The sequence below is a fragment of the Cupriavidus taiwanensis genome, assembly GCF_900250075.1.
Taxonomy (GTDB): Bacteria; Pseudomonadota; Gammaproteobacteria; order Burkholderiales; family Burkholderiaceae; genus Cupriavidus; species Cupriavidus taiwanensis_C.
The window spans coordinates 2,346,525-2,363,303 of record NZ_LT977070.1 but is presented as its reverse complement, the minus strand read 5'-3'; the positions used below and the strand labels follow the sequence as shown (position 1 = coordinate 2,363,303).

The window sequence follows — 16,779 nt, the reverse complement described above, 5'->3', positions numbered from 1 at the left end:
GCCGCCGGCGCCGGGCCCGGATAAAGACGCTGGGCCAGCCACCGGGCGGCCGGAGCGGGGCCGCCTTTTGCTACAATCGCCGCCATGAGTTATCAAGTTCTAGCGCGCAAATGGCGCCCCAGGGATTTCACCACGCTGGTCGGCCAGGAGCACGTGGTCCGCGCGCTCACGCACGCGCTGGAACAACAGCGGCTGCACCACGCCTACCTGTTCACCGGCACGCGCGGGGTCGGCAAGACCACGCTGTCGCGGATCCTGGCCAAGGCCCTGAACTGCACCGGCCCTGACGGCAGCGGCGGCATCACCGCCGAGCCGTGCGGGCAGTGCAAGGCCTGCCAGGAAATCGACAGCGGCCGCTTCGTCGACTACATCGAGATGGACGCCGCGTCCAACCGCGGCGTCGACGAAATGGCCCAGTTGCTGGACAAGGCCGTCTACGCTCCCACTGCCGGGCGCTTCAAGGTCTACATGATCGACGAAGTGCACATGCTGACCAACCACGCCTTCAACGCCATGCTGAAGACGCTGGAAGAGCCGCCCGGGCACGTCAAGTTCATCCTCGCCACCACCGATCCGCAGAAGATCCCGGTCACGGTGCTGTCGCGCTGCCTGCAGTTCAACCTGAAGCAGATGCCGCCGGGACATATCGTCTCGCACCTGGACCATATCCTGGCGCAGGAAGGCATTGCCCACGACGGCAACGCGCTGCGGCTGCTGGCCCAGGCCGCGCATGGCTCGATGCGCGATGCGCTGTCGCTGACCGACCAGGCCATCGCCTACAGCGCGGGGCAGGTGTCGGAGGAAGCCGTGCGCGGCATGCTGGGCGCGATCGACCAGGGCTACCTGGTGCAACTGCTCGACGCGCTGGCCGCCGAGGACGGCGCCGCCATGCTGGCGATCGCCGATGCCATGGCCGATCGCAGCCTGTCGTTTGCCGGCGCGCTGCAGGACCTGGGTTCGCTGCTGCACAAGGTGGCGCTGGCGCAGGCCGTGCCCGCTTCGGTGCAGGACGAATGGCCCGAAGCCGACGAGGTGCGGCGCCTGGCCGGCGTGTTCGACGCGCAGGAAGTGCAGCTGTTCTACCAGATCGCCAACCTTGGCCGCAGCGAGCTGGCGCTGGCCCCGGACGAGTACGCCGGCTTTACCATGACGCTGCTGCGCATGCTGGCATTCCGGCCGTCGTCCGAACCGGCCGCCACGACCGGGCAGGGCGGCGGCGCGGCGCCCGCGCGACCGCGCAGCGCCGGCATGCCGACCGCGGCGCGAGCGGCCGAGGCAAGCCAGGCGGCGACTGCCGCCGCTGCGCCGGCTGCTCCCGCTGCCTCCATTACCGATTCCACTCCGGCGCCAGCCGCGATGCCGCCCACGGTTGCGCCACCCGCGCCCGTGGCCGGGCCTGCCGCCGCGTCGGCGCAGGCTGCCGCGGCCGAACCCGCGCCGGCGCGCGCGGCAAGCGGCGCCATGTCGCCCGCGGCCGCGGCGCTGGCCGCCGCGCGCCAGGCTTCCGCTGCCCGCGGCGGAGCCCGCAAGGCGCCGGCGCCGGCCATGCCCGCCGCGCCGGCCGCTGCACAGCGGCCGCCAGCACAACCGCTGCGCGCCCCCGCGGCCGTAGCCGCGAGCCGTCCCGCTGCGGCACCGGCCCCGGCCCCTGTTTCGCGGCCGGCGGCGCCGCAGCCGCCCGCACCGGCGGCAGCGCCCGCGGCACGCCCCGTGGCTGCCAAACCGCAGCAAGAATCCGTGCCGCCGTGGGAAGTCGCGGGTGGCAGCGATGTGCCGCCGTGGGAGGAATTGCCGCCCGACCTGCCGGTGATCGGGCCCTATGACAACGATCCGGGCTACAACGACTACGGCTTCAGCGATCCCGCACCGCGCGCCACCGCGCCGCGCCACGGCGCCGCCCGCCAGGCATCGGCCCCGGCCCGCGAATCCGAACCAGCGCGCGAGGGGACTGCCGTGCCGTCGCCGCCGGCGGAGTCCGCCAAATTCGTCGCACCGCGCCCGCCCGCCGCGGGCGAGGACGGCACGCCGCCGGTGTTCACCGGCGCATGGCCGGTGCTGGCAGCCGGCCTGCCGTTGAAGGGCCTGGCGCAGCAACTGGCTTACCAGAGCGAGCTGACGCAGGTGGTCGGGCGAACCTTCCATCTGCGCATCCCGGTCGCGGCGCTGGGCGAAAACGGCGTCGCCGACCGGTTGCAACAGGCGCTGTCCGACCACTTCGGCGAGCCGGTGCGCGTGCTCTGCGAAGTCGGCGGGGTCACGGTCACCGCCGCCGCCGCCGATGCCGAGGCCCGTGCCGAACGCCAGCGCCAGGCCGAGGCCGCGATCGAGGCCGATCCTTTCGTGCAGGGGCTGCTGCGCGACTTCGGCGGCCAGATCGTGCCAGGCTCGATCCAGCCGCGCGCCGCCTGAGCGGCGACTGGCGTTACTGAATTTCCGTCACCGAACTCTTACCGAATCCAGGAGCATTCCATCATGATGAAAGGTCAACTCGCCGGGCTGATGAAGCAGGCCCAGCAGATGCAGGAAAACATGAAGAAGATGCAGGAGCAGCTGGCCCTGATCGAGGTCGAGGGCCAGTCCGGCGCCGGTCTCGTCAAGGTGGTGATGACCTGCAAGAACGACGTCAAGCGCGTCACCATCGACCCCAGCCTGCTGGCCGAGGGCGAGGACAAGGACCTGCTGGAAGACCTGGTCGCCGCGGCCTTCAACGATGCCGTGCGCAAGGCCGAGGCCACCACGCAGGAAAAGATGGGCTCGATGACCTCGGGCCTGCCGCTGCCTCCGGGCTTCAAGCTGCCGTTCTAAGGCCATTGTGAAAGCGTCGTCGCCGACTTCGCTGCAGGCGCTGGTCGAGGCGCTGCGGGTGCTGCCCGGCGTCGGGCCCAAGTCCGCCCAGCGCATGGCCTACCACCTGCTGCAGCACGACCGCGAGGGCGCGCGCAAGCTTGGCGATGCGCTGCGCGGCGCGGCGGACCATATCCGCCACTGCCAGCGCTGCAATACCTTCACCGAGCAGGAGATCTGCGAGACCTGCCTGGACGACCGCCGCGACGCCTCGGTGCTGTGCGTGGTGGAAACGCCGGCCGACCAGGTCATGATCGAGCAGACCCTGACCTACCGCGGCAAGTATTTCGTGCTGATGGGCCGGCTCTCGCCGCTGGACGGCATCGGTCCGCGCGAGATCCACCTGGACCGGCTGCTGGCGCGCGCCACCGAGCCGGAGCTGGGCGGCCCGGTCGGCGAGGTCATCGTCGCCACCAATTTCACCAGCGAAGGCGAGGCCACCGCGCACTACATCGGCGAGATGCTCAAGGCGCGCGGCCTCAGGGTGTCGCGCCTGGCGCGCGGCGTGCCGGTGGGCGGCGAGCTGGAGTATGTCGATGCCGGCACCATCGCCCGCGCGGTGATGGACCGCCGCAACCTCTGAACGCCGTCGCGCCGCCTGGCGTGGCTGCCGCGGCCACCGCCACCGGCGCGCTCCGCCTCCATTTCGTGTCCGCCCCATGAACCTGGCCCGCTTCGATCTCGTCACGCTTGGCTTGTTCGTTGCCGTGGCCCGGCAGGGCAGCATCTCGGCCGGCGCGCGCCAGTCGCACCTGGCCGTGGCGGCGGCGAGCAAGCGCATTTCGGACCTGGAGACCGCGGTCGGCGCGCCGCTGTTCTTTCGCCATGCCGCCGGCGTGCAGCTGACCGAGGCCGGCCAGGCCTGCTTCCACCATGCGCTGACCATCCTGCAGGACGTCGAGCGCATGGCCGGCGTGATGTCGGACTATGCCTCCGGCGTGCGCGGGCAGGTGCGCGTATGCGCCAACACCTCGGCGATCACGCAGTTCCTGCCCGATGACCTGGCCTCGTTCATGCAGCGCCATCCGACCATCCGCATCGAGCTGGAAGAGCAGAACTCCCGCGACATCGTTGCCGCGCTGGTCGAGAACCGCGCCGACGTCGGGATCTTTGCCGACCGTACCCCGGCGGCGGGGCTGATGACGGTCGAATACCGCCAGGACGAGCTGGTCATCATCACCCCGCCCAACCATCCGCTCGCCGCGCGCGGGCCGGTGCGCTACGCCGATACGCTGGAATTCGATTTCGTCAGCCTGCCGCAGGAAACCTCGCTGGCCGCGCGCCTGCTGGAAGAGAGCAGCCGGCTGGACCGGCCGTTCCGGCTGCGCATCCAGGTGCGCAGCTTCGACGCCATGTGCCGCATGGTGATGGCCGGGCTGGGCGTGGGCGTGCTTCCGCGCATCGCGGCCGAGCCGCACGTCAAGTCGATGGGGCTGTCGCTGGTGACGCTGCAGGATGCCTGGGCGCGCCGCTCGCTGCTGATCGGGCTGCGCGACCCGGCCGGCCTGACGGTCTCGGCGCGGCTGCTGATCACCCACCTGTGCGGGGACCGGGCGCCGTTCTAGCGCGTCCGTGCGGTAGCTCGACGCAGCCTTTCGCGTTCCGAGAAAGCCCGCTTCTCCGATTGCCGATTCCTGGCGGGCCCCGCGCTGGGGCAAACTCCGTCCGAACGCAATGTATGGCATGCCAGTCAAGGGCGCTGCCGCACTGCAACAAGACTGCCGCAACGCACGGAGACACCCATGGCGCAACAGATCCTGGAGGGCATTCGCGTCCTCGAACTCGGGCAACTCATCGCCGGCCCCTTTGCCGCCAAGACCCTGGCTGACTTTGGCGCCCACATCATCAAGGTGGAGCCGCCCGGGCAGGGCGACCCGCTGCGCAAATGGCGGATGCTGCATGAAGGCACCTCGGTGTGGTGGGAGGCGCAGTCGCGCAACAAGGAATCGGTCTGCATCGACCTGCGCCAGCCGGAAGGGCAGGCGCTGGTGCGCAAGCTGGCCGCCGAGGCCGATGTGCTGATCGAGAATTTCCGCCCCGGCACCATGGAGAAGTGGCGCCTGGGCTGGGACGTGCTGCATGCCGACAACCCGCGCCTGATCATGCTGCGCGTGTCGGGCTACGGCCAGACCGGTCCGAAGAAGGACGAGCCCGGCTTTGCCGCGGTGGCCGAGGCCATGGCCGGCCTGCGCCACCTGACCGGCGAGCCCGGCCGCGCGCCGGTGCGCGCCGGCCTGTCGCTGGGCGACACCATCGCCGGGCTGCATGGCGCCATGGGCGTGCTGCTGGCGCTGTACCAGCGCGATGCGCGCGGCGGCGAAGGGCAGGTGATCGACGTGGCGCTGTACGAGTCGCTGTTCAACCTGAGCGAGAGCCTGCTGCCCGAATACTCGGCCTTCGGCGCGGTGCGCCAGCCCGCCGGCGGCGCGCTGCCGGGGATCGCGCCGTCCAACGCCTATCCCTGCGCCAGCGGCGAATACGTGCTGGTGGCGGCCAACGGCGACGCCATCTTCAAGCGCATGATGCTTGCCATCGGCCGCGCCGACCTGGCCGACGATCCCGCGCTGGAGCGCAACGACGGCCGCGTCGCGCGCGTCGACGAGATCGATGCCGCGATCGCCGACTGGACCCGCACGCAGACGGTGGAGTCGGTGCTGGCGGTGCTGCGCGACGCGCAGGTGCCGTCGGGCCGCATCTATACCGTCAAGGACATCGCCGAAGACCCGCACTACCGCGCCCGCGGCGTGATCGAGTCGGTGACCTCGGCCGGCGGCCTGACCGTCGAAGTGCCGGGGGTGGTGCCGAAGCTGTCGGCCAGCCCAGGAGCCATCCATGACCGCGCGCCGGCGCTGGGCGAGCATACCGATGCGGTGCTGAAGCAGGCCGGCTTCGACGACGCTGCCATTGCCGACCTGCGCGCGCGCAAGGTGATCGCATGAGCGCTGCCGCCAACCCGTTGCGCGGCCCGGCCCGCGTCGAGATCAATGAAGTCGCGCCGCGCGATGGCCTGCAGATCGAGCCGGTGGTGGTGCCGACCGATGCCAAGGTGGCCTTCGTCGATGCGCTGTCGGCCTGCGGCTTCGCGCGCATCGAGGCCACCTCGTTCACCTCAGCCCGCGCCATTCCCGCGCTGGCCGATGCCGAGGCGCTGATGCACCGCATGCGGCGTCAGCCGGGCGTGCGCTACACCGCGCTGGTGCCCAACCTGCGCGGGCTCGAGCGCGCGCTGTCGTGCCGGCCCGACGAGGTCAACCTGGTGATGTCGGCCAGCGAGACCCACAACCGCGCCAACCTGCGCATGACGCGCGCGCAGTCGCGGCAGCAGCTGCTGGCGATGATTGCCGAGGCGGGTGCGGCCGGCGTGCCGGTCAACGTGTCGCTGTCGACGGTATTCGGCTGCCCGTTCGAGGGCGAAGTCGATGCCGCCGAGGTAATGGCGCTGGCCAGTGCCTTCGCCGACGCCGGCGCGGCCGGCATCACGCTGTGCGACACCACCGGCATGGCCTATCCGAACCAGGTCGCGGCGCTGTGCCAGGCCTTCCAGGCCGCGCTGCCCGCCACCGGCCTGACCATCCACCTGCACAACACCCGCGGCATGGGCCTGGCCAATGCCGTGGCCGCCTGGCAGACCGGCGTGACGCGCTTCGACGCCGCCGCCGGCGGCCTGGGCGGATGCCCTTATGCGCCCGGTGCCAGCGGCAACGTCAGCACCGAAGACCTGGTCCACATGTTCGACTGCATGGGCGTGCAGACCGGTGTCGACCTCGGCGCGCTGCTCGACGTGGTGGCCGGCATGCCGGAACTGGTCGGCCGCGACCTGCCTAGCCAGCTGCTCAGCGCGGGACCGCGCCTGCGCACGCACCAGGCGCCGGCCTGGCTGGCCGAGCATTTTGCCGGGCAGGCGTAGCCCTGCACGCGCACCACAACAACGTATCCACAAGACCAAACGGAGACCCTCATGAAGCAAGCCCATCAACACCAGCCCGCCATGCCGGCACGGCGCAAGGCCGTGGCCGCGACGCTGGCCGCCATCGGCACCGCATGGTTCGCCCCGGCCGCACTGGCGCAGGAGGGCGGCTATCCCGCGCGCCCGGTAACGCTGGTGGTATCGGCCGCGGCCGGCGGCACCACCGACCTCGCCGCACGCATGATTGCCGAGCCGCTGTCCAAGGCGCTCGGCCAGCCGGTGGTGGTGGACAACCGTCCCGGCGGCAACGGCAGCATCGCCGCGCAACTGGTGGCGCGGGCCAAGCCGGACGGCTACACGCTGATGCTGCAGTACTCGGGCTTCCACGTGATCACGCCGCTGCTGGTGAAGAACCTGTCATGGGACCCGGTCAAGGACTTCGCGCCGGTGGCCAATATCCTGTCGGCGCCGCAGGTGCTGGTGGTGCGCCCGAGCCTGCCGGTCAAGTCGCTGAAGGAACTGGTGGCCTACGCCAAGGCGAATCCGGACAAGCTCAACTACGCCTCGTCGGGCAATGGCTCGCTGCAGCACGTGTCGACCGAGTTGCTGAACCAGATGGCCGGCACCAAGATCACGCATGTGCCGTACAAGGGCACCGGCCCGGCCATGACCGACCTGCTGGGCGGCTCGGTGGACCTGACCATCACCACGCCGCCGCCGCTGATGGGCCATATCGCCGCCGGCAAGCTGCGTCCGCTGGTGGTGACCAGCAAGACCCGGCTGCCCAGCCTGAAGGACGTGCCGTCGGCGCCCGAGGCCGGCTACCCCGACCTCGACGTGTCGTCGTGGTTCGCGATGTACGCGCCGGCGGGCACGCCCAAGCCGGTAGTCGACAAGCTGACCGGCGAGATCGACAAGATCATGCGCACCGAGGCCTTCCGCAAGAAGGCCGAGGAACTGGGCGCCGAGGCGAAATACATGAACCCGCAGCAACTGGCGCAATACCAGAAGGCCGAGCTGGCGCGCTGGGCCAAGGTGATCAAGTCCGCCGATATCCACGCCGAATGACGCCAGCGCTGCGGCAAGGTGATCGAAAGGTAAGGGCGCTAAGCTGGCGGGTTTGCTAGGTATTGATACCGATGCGGTGCGTCGCACCGTCCGGTAGCATCGCAAATTGCCGCACCGCGGCGCGCCCCCCTTCACGCGCATCTGCCGCGGCGCCAGTCCACACGGGTAGGAGATCTCGCATGTATAACAAGAAATTCTGGAAGCAATTCCTGATCGCGCTGGCGCTGTTCCTGGCCGGCTGGTTCACGTTCGGCCATGCCCTGGCACAGGGCAAGCCCGAGAAGACCAAGGTCACCATCGCGGTGGGCGGCAAGAACCTGTTCTATTACCTGCCGCTGACCATCGCCGAGCGCCTCGGCTACTTCAAGGAAGAAGGGCTGGAGGTCGAGATCGTCGACTTTGCCGGCGGCGCCAAGGCACTGCAGGCGGTGGTGGGCGGCAGCGCCGACGTGGTCTCGGGCGCCTACGAGCACACCATCAACCTGCAGGCCAAGGGCCAGCGCTACCAGGAGTTTGTGCTGCAGGGCCGCGCCCCGCAGATCGTGCTGGTGGTGTCGAACAAGACCATGCCCAACTTCAAGTCGGTCGCCGACCTGAAGGGCAAGAAGATCGGCGTGACCGCGCCGGGGTCTTCGACCAACATGATGGCCAACTTCGTGCTGGCCAAGCATGGCCTGAAGCCGTCGGACGTGTCCTTCATCGGTGTCGGCGCCAGCGCCGGCGCGGTGGCGGCGATGCGTTCGGGCCAGATCGATGCCATGGCCAACCTGGACCCGGTGGTGTCGATGCTGACGCAGAAGAACGAGGTGCGCATTGCCTCGGACACCCGCACGCTCAAGGACACCCAGGCGGTGTTCGGCGGCAATATGCCGTCGGGTTGCCTGTATGCGTCGCAGGCGTTTATCCAGCAGAACCCGAACACCACGCAGGCGCTCACCAACGCCATGGTGCGCGCGCTCAAGTGGCTGCAGAAGGCGGGCCCGTCAGACATCGTCAAGACCGTGCCGGAAAGCTACCTGCTGGGCGACCGCGCGCTGTACCTGGCCGCATGGGAAAAGGTCAAGGAAGCGATCTCGCCGGACGGCACCATGCCGGCCGACGGCCCGCGCACCGCGCTCAATGCGCTGGGCCAGTTCGACGCCGAACTGAAGGGCAAGTCGATCAAGCTGGAAGAGACCTACACCAACGCCTTCGTGCAGAAGGCCAACGCCAAGTACAAGTAATTTTCCTGCCGTCGACGCCATCGGCCCGCTGCCCGCAGCGGGCCTTTGCTTTGCGGCAGCGACGGCTTATCCATCATCACTCGCCGCGCCGCGCTGTTCGCGCCACGGCGGGTCTGAGACGGTTCATCATGAGCATTCCCGCACTTTCACTCGACCAGGTCACCTGTACCTTTGTCTCGCGCGATGACCGCAGCCAGCGCTATACCGCGGTCAAGGACGTCACGCTATCGATCCAGCCCGGCGAATTCGTATCGGTGGTGGGTCCCACCGGCTGCGGCAAGTCGACGCTGCTGAATGTCGGCGCCGGCCTGCTGGAGCCTTCCAGCGGCGAGGTGCGCGTGTTCGGCGAGCCGCTGCGCGGCATCAACCGGCGCGCCGGCTACATGTTCCAGACCGAGGCGCTGATGCCGTGGCGCAGCGCGCTCGACAACGTCGTCGCCGGCCTGGAATTCCGCGGCACCGCGCGCGCCGAGGCGGTGCAGCAGGGCGAGGAATGGCTGCGCCGCGTGGGCCTGGGCGGGTTTGGCGACCGCTACCCGCACCAGCTGTCGGGCGGCATGCGCAAGCGCGTGGCGCTGGCGCAGACGCTGGTGCTGGACCCGGACATCATCCTGATGGACGAGCCGTTCTCCGCGCTCGACATCCAGACCCGCCAGCTGATGGAGAACGAAGTGCTGGAGCTGTGGGCCGCCAAGCGCAAGGCCGTGCTCTTCATCACCCACGACCTGGACGAAGCCATTGCCATGAGCGACCGCGTGGTGGTGCTGTCGGCCGGCCCCGGCACGCATCCGATCGGCGAGTTCGCGATCGACCTGCCGCGCCCGCGCGACGTGGCCGAGATCCGCAACCACCCGCGCTTTGTCGAGCTGCACGCCGCGATCTGGGACGTGCTGCGCGAGGAAGTGCTCAAGGGCTACGCCCAGCAGCGCAAGGTCGCCTGACCGGCCCTGCGTCCCCATTCAAAACAAGAACTGAATCCCGATGGCATTCCGTACTGATTCCAAGGGCATGCTGCGCGTCTGGCAGCTGCTCGTGCTGGTGGTGATCCTCGGCGTGTGGCACGTGGCCACGCGCTCGCAGCAGGTCGCGTTTTTCTTTGGCGAGCCGCTGATGGTGGCGCAACGCATCTGGAACTGGTTTATCGTCGAGCGCGATATCTACCTGCACCTGGGCGTGACCCTGATCGAGACCGTGCTGGCCTTCGGCATCGGCACGGTGGCGGGGCTGGGCGTCGGCCTGTGGCTGGCGCTGAGCCCGCTGACCTCCGCCATCCTCGATCCCTACGTCAAGGCCATGAACTCGATGCCGCGCGTGATCCTGGCGCCGATCTTCGCGGTCTGGTTCGGCCTGGGCATCTGGTCGAAGGTGGCGCTGGCGGTGACGCTGGTGTTCTTCATCGTCTTCTTCAACGTTTACCAGGGCGTCAAGGAAGTGAGCCCGGTGGTGCTGGCCAATGCGCGCATGCTGGGCGCGAGCCAGAAGCAGCTGCTGCGCCATGTCTACCTGCCGAGCGCGACCAGCTGGGTGTTCTCGTCGCTGCATACCTCGGTGGGCCTGGCCTTCGTCGGCGCGGTGGTGGGCGAATACCTGGGCTCGGCGCGCGGCGTGGGTTATCTGATCCTGCAGGCCGAGGGCACCTTCGATATCAATACCGTGTTTGCCGGCATCGTGGTGCTGACCGCGTTTGCGCTGGTGCTGGACTGGATGGTCGGCATCGGCGAGAAGCGGCTGATGAAGTGGCAGCCGCAGAGCGGGGAGACGGAGAAGCTGTGAAGTAGGCCTTGCCGCGGGGTTTGCTCCACTCTCCCGCACGCGGGAGAGGGAGTACCCAAGTGGCCAAGGGGATGTCGTGGTCCCGGCGCGTCAGCCGACGCGTCGAGGCCCGGCCGTCAAGGCACGATCACGATCTTGCCCGTGACCTTGCGCGCCTCCATGTCCTTGAGCGCCTGTGCGGCCTGCTTCAGCGGATAGCGCGCCGAGATATGCGGGCGGATCTTGCCTTCCTTCATCCAGCCCAGCATCTGCGCCATATTGGCCTGGTTGGCCTTGGGCTCGCGCCGCACGAAATCGCCCCAGAACACGCCTACCAGCGACGCGCCCTTGAGCAGCGCCAGGTTCAGCGGCAGCCTGGGGATCTCGCCGTTGGCGAAGCCCACCACCAGGTAGCGGCCGCGCCAGCCGATCGAGCGGAACGCCGGCTCGGCATAGATGCCGCCGACCGGGTCGTAGATCACGTCCGGACCCTTGCCGTCGGTCAGCGCCTTGATGCGCTCGCGCAGGTCTTCGGTGCTGTAGTTGATCAAGGCGTCGGCGCCATGCTGCTTGCACACCTCCAGCTTTTCGTCGGTCGACGCCGCCGCGATCACGCGCGCACCGATGGCCTTGCCGATCTCGATTGCCGCGAGGCCCACGCCGCCGGCCGCGCCCAGCACCAGCATGGTCTGGCCGGCCTTGAGCTCGCCGCGGTCGATTACCGCGTGGTGCGAGGTGCCGTAGGTCAGCGTGAAGGCGGCCGCGGTCTCGAAGTCGATGCCGGGCGGCATCGGCACCACCGACGCCGCCGGCGCCCTGGCCTGGCTGGCGAAAGCGCCATTGCCCAGGTAGGCGATGACCTTGTCGCCGGGCTTGACGTGGGTGACGCCTTCGCCCACCGCGTTGACCACGCCGGCGAGTTCCGAACCCGGGGTGAACGGCAGCTCGGGCTTGGCCTGGTACTTGTTCTGGATGATCAGCACATCCGGGAAGTTGACCGCGGCCGCCTTGACGTCGATGACCACTTCGCCCTTGCCGGGCACCAGGTCGGGCAGGGTTTCGAGGGTCAGCGAATCGGGCGGACCCCAGGCTTTGCAAAGTACGGCTTTCATCTTGTCTCCGGTGGTGTGGTTGGCATGCCGCGCCAGTCAAGCTTACGCGGGCCGGCGGGGCAAGTGTAGCGCAGGAATAGCACGGTCGTTCTGTTCATGCCGAAGCCGCGGAGGCGGTCATTTGCGGCCTGCATAGAGTGCCGGTGCCGCCGCCGCAGATGGCCAGATCGGGCGGCGCGCAGGCCGCTTGCGCGCGTGCGCTCAGGTACAATCGCGGCATGCATATCCTTCTCGCCAACGACGACGGTTATCTCGCGCCGGGACTGGCCGTTTTGCATGCTGCGCTCGCGCCGCTGGGCCGGATCACGGTCATCGCGCCGGAGCAGAACCATAGCGGCGCTTCCAATTCCCTGACCCTGCAGCGTCCGCTGTCGATCTACGAGGCGCGCGAAGGCGTGCAAAAAGGTTTTCGCTTCGTGAACGGCACGCCCACGGACTGCGTCCATATCGCGCTGACCGGGCTGCTCGAGGAAAAACCCGACCTGGTGGTGTCCGGCATCAACCAGGGCCAGAACATGGGCGAGGACGTGCTCTACTCCGGCACCGTCGCCGCCGCGATCGAGGGCTACCTGCTGGGGATTCCGTCGGTGGCCTTCTCGCAGGTCGACAAGGGCTGGGAACATCTCGATGCCGCCGCGCGCGTCGCGCGCACCGTGGTCGAGCGCATCATCGGCACGCCGCCGGCCGAGCCGTTCCTGCTCAACGTCAATATCCCGAACCTGCCGTTCGAACATATCCAGGGCTATCGCGCCACGCGCCTGGGCAAGCGCCATCCGTCGCAGCCGGTGATCACGCAGGTCAATCCGCGCGGCGATACCAATTACTGGATCGGCCCGGCCGGCGACGCGCGCGATGCCAGCGAGGGCACCGACTTCCACGCGACCGCGCAGGGCTATGTCTCGCTCACGCCGTTGCAGCTGGACCTGACCCATCGCGGGCAGCTCGACGCGCTCGACCAGTGGCTGAAGTAGGGCCGCCGGTCCCAAGCCACCCGAGCCGCCCGAGCCGCAGAATCGCCGCGTCGCGCCCCCGATGAGTTCCACGCCCCCTCGCAACAAGTTCCCGCTGCCGCTGGATGCGGTGGTCGAGCGCAAGCCCGCGCCCGCGCGCACCGCCGGCATTCCCGCCGTGGGCGCGCCGCGTCCGGCCGCGCCCGTGCCGCCGCCCGCGACGCCAGCCAAGCCGCGCCTGCCGCGCACCGCGGCACCGGCACCCGCGCCGGTGCCTGCCAGCGCGGTCGAGCAGCGCGCCTCGGCGGCCACCGCGGGCGGCGGCGGCATGGCCTCGGCGCGCGCGCGCGTGGCACTGGCGGCGCGGCTGCGCGCCGCGGGCATCCGCGACGAGCGCGTGCTGTCGGCCATCGCCACGGTGCCGCGCCACCTGTTCGTCGAGCCGGGACTGGCGTCGCAGGCGTATGAAGACGCGGCGCTGCCGATCGGCCACCAGCAGACCATCTCCAAGCCATCGGTGGTGGCGCGCATGATCGAACTGCTGCGCGAGGGCCTGGGCGCCGAGGCGCCGCTGGAGCGCGTGCTCGAGATCGGCACCGGCTGCGGCTACCAGGCCGCGGTGCTGGCCCAGGTGGCGCGCGAAGTCTTCTCGATCGAGCGCATCCGGCCGCTGCACGAACAGGCCAAGGCGAACCTGCGGCCCTTGCGCGTGCCCAACCTGCGCCTGCATTACGGCGACGGCATGCTGGGCCTGCCGCAGGCCGCGCCGTTCTCGTCCATCATCCTCGCCGCGGCCGGCATGGAGGTGCCCGAGGCGCTGCTGGAGCAACTGGCCATCGGCGGGCGGCTGATCGCCCCGGTCGCGGTGATGCCGCCGGCAGGCGTGCCCGGCCAGACCGTGACGCAGCAGCTGCTGCTGATCGAGCGGCGCAACCGCCATCGCTTTCACCGAACCGCGCTTGAAGCCGTTTTCTTTGTGCCCTTAAAATCGGGCACCATCTGAGTCGAACTATGCACAACATCGTGAAATCGCAAAATTTCGCACGCGCCGGACAACTTTTTGCGGCGACCTCGCTCGCGGCCCTGCTGGCCGCCTGCGCCAATTCGCCGATGCCGGCGCCGGTCGTGGACCGTACCTCCACTTCCGGTACCACCGCGGCGACGCTGGAACCGGCGCCGCCCGGGTACTATCGGGTCAAGCGAGGCGATACCCTTTACCGTATCGCGCTGGAGAACGGCCAGTCGTATCGCGATGTGGCGGCGTGGAACAACCTGACCAACGTGAACCAGATCGAGGTCGGCCAGCTGCTGCGCATCGTGCCGCCGGGTGCCGACGTCAACACTGCGCCTGGCGTGGCCACCATGCCGGTGGCGCCGGGCACGGTGCAGGCCCAGCCGATCGACCAGGCCCGTCCGAACGGCACGCCGGTGCCGCCGCCGGCCACGCCTGCGGCCGCGGCTTCGGCGCCGGCGGCAGCGCCCGCCGCGACCGCGCCGGCATCGGCGCCGATGGCCGATGGCTCAATGAAGCTGAGCTGGCCGGCGACCGGCCAGATGGTCGGCAAATTCGACGACAAGGGTAATAAAGGCATCGATATTGCGGGCAAGAAGGGCGATTCGGTGCTGGCCGCGGATGACGGTCGGGTGATTCACGTAGGCCCCTTGCGCGGCTACGGGAATCTTGTCATCATCAAACACAACGAGACATTTCTTACCGCTTACGGGCACAACGACAAGGTGCTCGTCGCTGAGCAATCCACGGTCCGGAAAGGCCAGAAGATTGCAGAGATGGGCAACAGTGATACCGACCGGGTAAAGCTTCACTTCGAAGTTCGCAAGAACGGAAAACCGGTTGATCCGATGCGGTACCTGCCGCCACAGTGAGGGTTCATGCCACGCCAGAAAACCGTCTCCTCCGGAACCGTCAGCAGGGCTCGCCGTCCCAAGCAGCCGGAAGTGAAGGCTGGTGTGGCGCATCCCGACGAACACGCCGATGCAGAGGGCTTCGAGCCCGATCTCGCCGCCGAGATGCTTCCCGTGACCGACGAGCCCATCGCCACGTCCGCTTCGGTGGGCCTGCGCGAGGCCGATCTGCTCGGCGACGACAATGATCGCAACGAGCGCCATCTGCGCGACGACGACGAGGACGAGTCGGAAGACGAGGACGAAGACGGCGCGGAAAACGGCACCGAAAGCGCCGCCGCCGAGCATGACGATTTCCGCACGGTGCTGCATACCGAGCTGGCCGCCGACACGGTCCAGCACTACCTGAACCGCATCAGCATCAAGCCGCTGCTGTCGGCGCCGGAAGAACTGCATTTCTCCACGCTGGCCAAGGATGGCGACTTTGCCGCGCGCCAGGTCATGATCGAGCGCAACCTGCGGCTGGTGGTCAGTATCGCCAAGGGTTACCTCAATCGCGGCGTGCCGCTGCTCGACCTGATCGAGGAGGGCAACCTGGGCCTGATGCACGCGATCGAGAAGTTCGATCCGTCGCGCGGTTTCCGCTTTTCGACCTACGCAACGTGGTGGATCCGCCAGAGCATCGAGCGCGCCATCATGAACCAGGCCCGCACGGTCCGCCTGCCGGTCCACGTGATCCGCGAACTCAACCAGGTGCTGCGCGCCAAGCGCCATCTGGAGAAGGGCGGCACCGACGGGCGCGACGCCAGCCTGGAAGACATCGCCCACCTGCTGGGCAAGACGCCGGACGAAGTGCAGGACGTCCTGGCCCTCAACGAACACACCACCTCGCTCGATACGCCGTTCGACCTTGATCCCGGCTCGAGCCTCCTGGATTTCCTCTCCGACGAGCACAACGCCGCCCCCGACCAGGAGGTGGCGCACCGCGAGCTGGAAGGGCTGATGAAGCTCTGGCTGGCGCGCCTGTCGGAAAAGCATCGCTATGTGGTCGAGCGCCGCTTCGGCCTCAACCACATCGAGCCCGCCACGCTGGAAGAGCTTGCCGAGGAGATGGGCCTGACGCGCGAGCGCGTGCGGCAGATCCAGCAGGAGGCGCTGGTCAAGCTCAAGCGGCATTTCGCTTCGCAAGGTGTCAGGAAGGACGCCGTTCTATGACCCCTGTGCTGGTATTCGACATCGAGACTATTCCCGATGTCGCCGGCCTGCGCCGTTTGCATGACCATCCCGATGCGATGAGCGACGCCGAAGTCGCCGAGCATGCGTTCTCCGCCCGCCGCGAAAAGACCGGCAGCGATTTCCTCCCGCACTACCTGCAGCGCGTCGCCGCGATTTCCTGCGTGCTGCGGCGCACGCACCGCGACGGCTCGGCCGTGTTCCATGTCGGTTCGCTCGGCACGCCGCAGGATGGCGAGGCCACGCTGATCCAGAAATTCTATGAGCTGATCGCGCGCTACAGTCCGCAGCTGGTGTCATGGAATGGCGGCGGCTTCGACCTGCCGGTGCTGCACTACCGCGGCCTGGTCAACGGCATCACCGCGCCGCGCTACTGGGAGATGGGCGAGGGCCGCGACGAGGACAGCCGCGACTTCAAGTGGAACAACTACATCAGCCGCTACCACATGCGGCACCTGGACCTGATGGACCTGCTGGCGATGTACCAGCCGCGCGCCAGCGCACCGCTCGATGACCTGGCCAAGCTGTGCGGCTTTCCCGGCAAGATGGGGATGGACGGCAGCAAGGTGTGGCAGGCCTTCCAGGCCGGGCAGCTCGACGAGATCCGCGCTTACTGCGAGACCGACGTCGTCAACACCTACCTGATGTACTGCCGCTTCCAGCTGATGCGCGGCGGGCTGTCGCCGCGCGAGTTCGACGTCGAGATGGAATTCGTCCAGGAATCGCTGGCCGAGCTGCCGGGCGAACAGTGGATGGAATACCTGCAGGCGTTCCGCCTGCAGCGCCTGACGCCCGAAGCCGAAGATCTCGAAGACTGACGACGTCAG

The 16,779-nt window shown here is 68.7% G+C and carries 16 protein-coding genes; 15 read left to right on the top strand and 1 reads right to left on the bottom strand.

Features of this window, described 5'->3' with window-relative positions; translation table 11 throughout:
* Positions 1–84 precede the first annotated feature (84 nt).
* The 10 genes from CBM2588_RS10925 to CBM2588_RS10880 all read left to right on the top strand — a co-directional run bounded on the left by CBM2588_RS10925 (position 85) and on the right by CBM2588_RS10880 (position 10,815).
* Positions 85–2,409, top strand: coding sequence for a DNA polymerase III subunit gamma/tau (locus CBM2588_RS10925; RefSeq protein WP_115680546.1), 2,325 nt, complete (start codon positions 85–87; stop codon positions 2,407–2,409).
* Positions 2,410–2,472: 63 nt separating this feature from the next.
* Positions 2,473–2,805, top strand: a complete 333-nt coding sequence (locus tag CBM2588_RS10920) for a YbaB/EbfC family nucleoid-associated protein (protein ID WP_062800650.1) — start codon at positions 2,473–2,475, stop codon at positions 2,803–2,805.
* A gap of 7 nt (positions 2,806–2,812) precedes the next feature.
* On the top strand, positions 2,813–3,427 hold the full coding sequence (recR, locus tag CBM2588_RS10915) for a recombination mediator RecR (protein ID WP_115680545.1): 615 nt from the start codon (positions 2,813–2,815) through the stop codon (positions 3,425–3,427).
* Between the two features lie 76 nt (positions 3,428–3,503).
* Positions 3,504–4,409, top strand: a complete 906-nt coding sequence (locus CBM2588_RS10910) for a LysR substrate-binding domain-containing protein (RefSeq protein WP_115680544.1) — start codon at positions 3,504–3,506, stop codon at positions 4,407–4,409.
* A 177-nt stretch (positions 4,410–4,586) separates the two neighbouring features.
* Positions 4,587–5,783: a CaiB/BaiF CoA transferase family protein gene (locus tag CBM2588_RS10905; RefSeq protein ID WP_115680543.1), complete on the top strand. Its 1,197-nt coding sequence runs from the start codon at positions 4,587–4,589 to the stop codon at positions 5,781–5,783.
* Positions 5,780–6,751 (top strand): hydroxymethylglutaryl-CoA lyase, encoded by a 972-nt coding sequence (locus CBM2588_RS10900; RefSeq protein WP_115680542.1) that lies wholly within the window; start codon positions 5,780–5,782, stop codon positions 6,749–6,751. The genes CBM2588_RS10905 and CBM2588_RS10900 overlap by 4 nt, the downstream gene beginning before the upstream one ends.
* Positions 6,752–6,802: 51 nt before the next feature.
* The gene (locus CBM2588_RS10895; protein WP_115680541.1) at positions 6,803–7,819 is read left to right on the top strand and encodes a Bug family tripartite tricarboxylate transporter substrate binding protein; all 1,017 of its coding nucleotides are present in this window, start codon (positions 6,803–6,805) and stop codon (positions 7,817–7,819) included.
* A gap of 179 nt (positions 7,820–7,998) precedes the next feature.
* Positions 7,999–9,042 (top strand): ABC transporter substrate-binding protein, encoded by a 1,044-nt coding sequence (locus tag CBM2588_RS10890; protein WP_115680540.1) that lies wholly within the window; start codon positions 7,999–8,001, stop codon positions 9,040–9,042.
* Between the two features lie 128 nt (positions 9,043–9,170).
* A complete protein-coding gene (locus CBM2588_RS10885) occupies positions 9,171–9,983 on the top strand; it encodes an ABC transporter ATP-binding protein (RefSeq protein ID WP_018007788.1) in 813 nt (270 codons plus the stop codon).
* Positions 9,984–10,023: 40 nt separating this feature from the next.
* The gene (locus CBM2588_RS10880) at positions 10,024–10,815 is read left to right on the top strand and encodes an ABC transporter permease (RefSeq protein WP_115680539.1); all 792 of its coding nucleotides are present in this window, start codon (positions 10,024–10,026) and stop codon (positions 10,813–10,815) included.
* A gap of 116 nt (positions 10,816–10,931) precedes the next feature.
* Here CBM2588_RS10880 and CBM2588_RS10875 read toward each other — a convergent pair whose 3' ends face one another.
* Positions 10,932–11,906: an NADPH:quinone oxidoreductase family protein gene (locus CBM2588_RS10875; protein WP_115680538.1), complete on the bottom strand. Its 975-nt coding sequence runs from the start codon at positions 11,904–11,906 to the stop codon at positions 10,932–10,934.
* 218 nt (positions 11,907–12,124) lie between these two features.
* Here CBM2588_RS10875 and surE point away from each other — a divergent pair, with 218 nt between their 5' ends.
* From surE to CBM2588_RS10850, 5 genes are all read left to right on the top strand, one after another.
* A complete protein-coding gene (gene surE / locus CBM2588_RS10870) occupies positions 12,125–12,877 on the top strand; it encodes a 5'/3'-nucleotidase SurE (RefSeq protein ID WP_092309281.1) in 753 nt (250 codons plus the stop codon).
* 61 nt (positions 12,878–12,938) lie between these two features.
* Complete coding sequence (locus tag CBM2588_RS10865; protein WP_115680537.1) at positions 12,939–13,859, top strand: protein-L-isoaspartate(D-aspartate) O-methyltransferase; 921 nt, start codon at positions 12,939–12,941, stop codon at positions 13,857–13,859.
* An 8-nt stretch (positions 13,860–13,867) separates the two neighbouring features.
* Positions 13,868–14,740 carry a peptidoglycan DD-metalloendopeptidase family protein gene (locus CBM2588_RS10860; protein ID WP_115680536.1) on the top strand — a complete coding sequence of 291 codons (873 nt, stop codon included), beginning with the start codon at positions 13,868–13,870 and terminating at the stop codon, positions 14,738–14,740.
* Between the two features lie 6 nt (positions 14,741–14,746).
* On the top strand, positions 14,747–15,934 hold the full coding sequence (gene rpoS, locus CBM2588_RS10855) for an RNA polymerase sigma factor RpoS (protein ID WP_115680535.1): 1,188 nt from the start codon (positions 14,747–14,749) through the stop codon (positions 15,932–15,934).
* On the top strand, positions 15,931–16,770 hold the full coding sequence (locus tag CBM2588_RS10850) for a 3'-5' exonuclease (protein ID WP_115680534.1): 840 nt from the start codon (positions 15,931–15,933) through the stop codon (positions 16,768–16,770). The genes rpoS and CBM2588_RS10850 overlap by 4 nt, the downstream gene beginning before the upstream one ends.
* Positions 16,771–16,779 lie beyond the last annotated feature (9 nt).

Bases quoted from the DNA above. Each gene is read 5' to 3' on its own strand.
- CBM2588_RS10925 (WP_115680546.1), top strand. From the start codon at position 85: ATGAGTTATCAAGTTCTAGCGCGCAAATGGCGCCCCAGGGATTTCACC.
- CBM2588_RS10920 (WP_062800650.1), top strand. From the start codon at position 2,473: ATGATGAAAGGTCAACTCGCCGGGCTGATGAAGCAGGCCCAGCAGATG.
- CBM2588_RS10910 (WP_115680544.1), top strand. From the start codon at position 3,504: ATGAACCTGGCCCGCTTCGATCTCGTCACGCTTGGCTTGTTCGTTGCC.
- CBM2588_RS10905 (WP_115680543.1), top strand. From the start codon at position 4,587: ATGGCGCAACAGATCCTGGAGGGCATTCGCGTCCTCGAACTCGGGCAA.
- CBM2588_RS10900 (WP_115680542.1), top strand. From the start codon at position 5,780: ATGAGCGCTGCCGCCAACCCGTTGCGCGGCCCGGCCCGCGTCGAGATC.
- CBM2588_RS10895 (WP_115680541.1), top strand. From the start codon at position 6,803: ATGAAGCAAGCCCATCAACACCAGCCCGCCATGCCGGCACGGCGCAAG.
- CBM2588_RS10890 (WP_115680540.1), top strand. From the start codon at position 7,999: ATGTATAACAAGAAATTCTGGAAGCAATTCCTGATCGCGCTGGCGCTG.
- CBM2588_RS10885 (WP_018007788.1), top strand. From the start codon at position 9,171: ATGAGCATTCCCGCACTTTCACTCGACCAGGTCACCTGTACCTTTGTC.
- CBM2588_RS10880 (WP_115680539.1), top strand. From the start codon at position 10,024: ATGGCATTCCGTACTGATTCCAAGGGCATGCTGCGCGTCTGGCAGCTG.
- CBM2588_RS10875 (WP_115680538.1), bottom strand. From the start codon at position 11,906: ATGAAAGCCGTACTTTGCAAAGCCTGGGGTCCGCCCGATTCGCTGACC.
- surE (WP_092309281.1), top strand. From the start codon at position 12,125: ATGCATATCCTTCTCGCCAACGACGACGGTTATCTCGCGCCGGGACTG.
- CBM2588_RS10865 (WP_115680537.1), top strand. From the start codon at position 12,939: ATGAGTTCCACGCCCCCTCGCAACAAGTTCCCGCTGCCGCTGGATGCG.
- CBM2588_RS10860 (WP_115680536.1), top strand. From the start codon at position 13,868: ATGCACAACATCGTGAAATCGCAAAATTTCGCACGCGCCGGACAACTT.
- rpoS (WP_115680535.1), top strand. From the start codon at position 14,747: ATGCCACGCCAGAAAACCGTCTCCTCCGGAACCGTCAGCAGGGCTCGC.
- CBM2588_RS10850 (WP_115680534.1), top strand. From the start codon at position 15,931: ATGACCCCTGTGCTGGTATTCGACATCGAGACTATTCCCGATGTCGCC.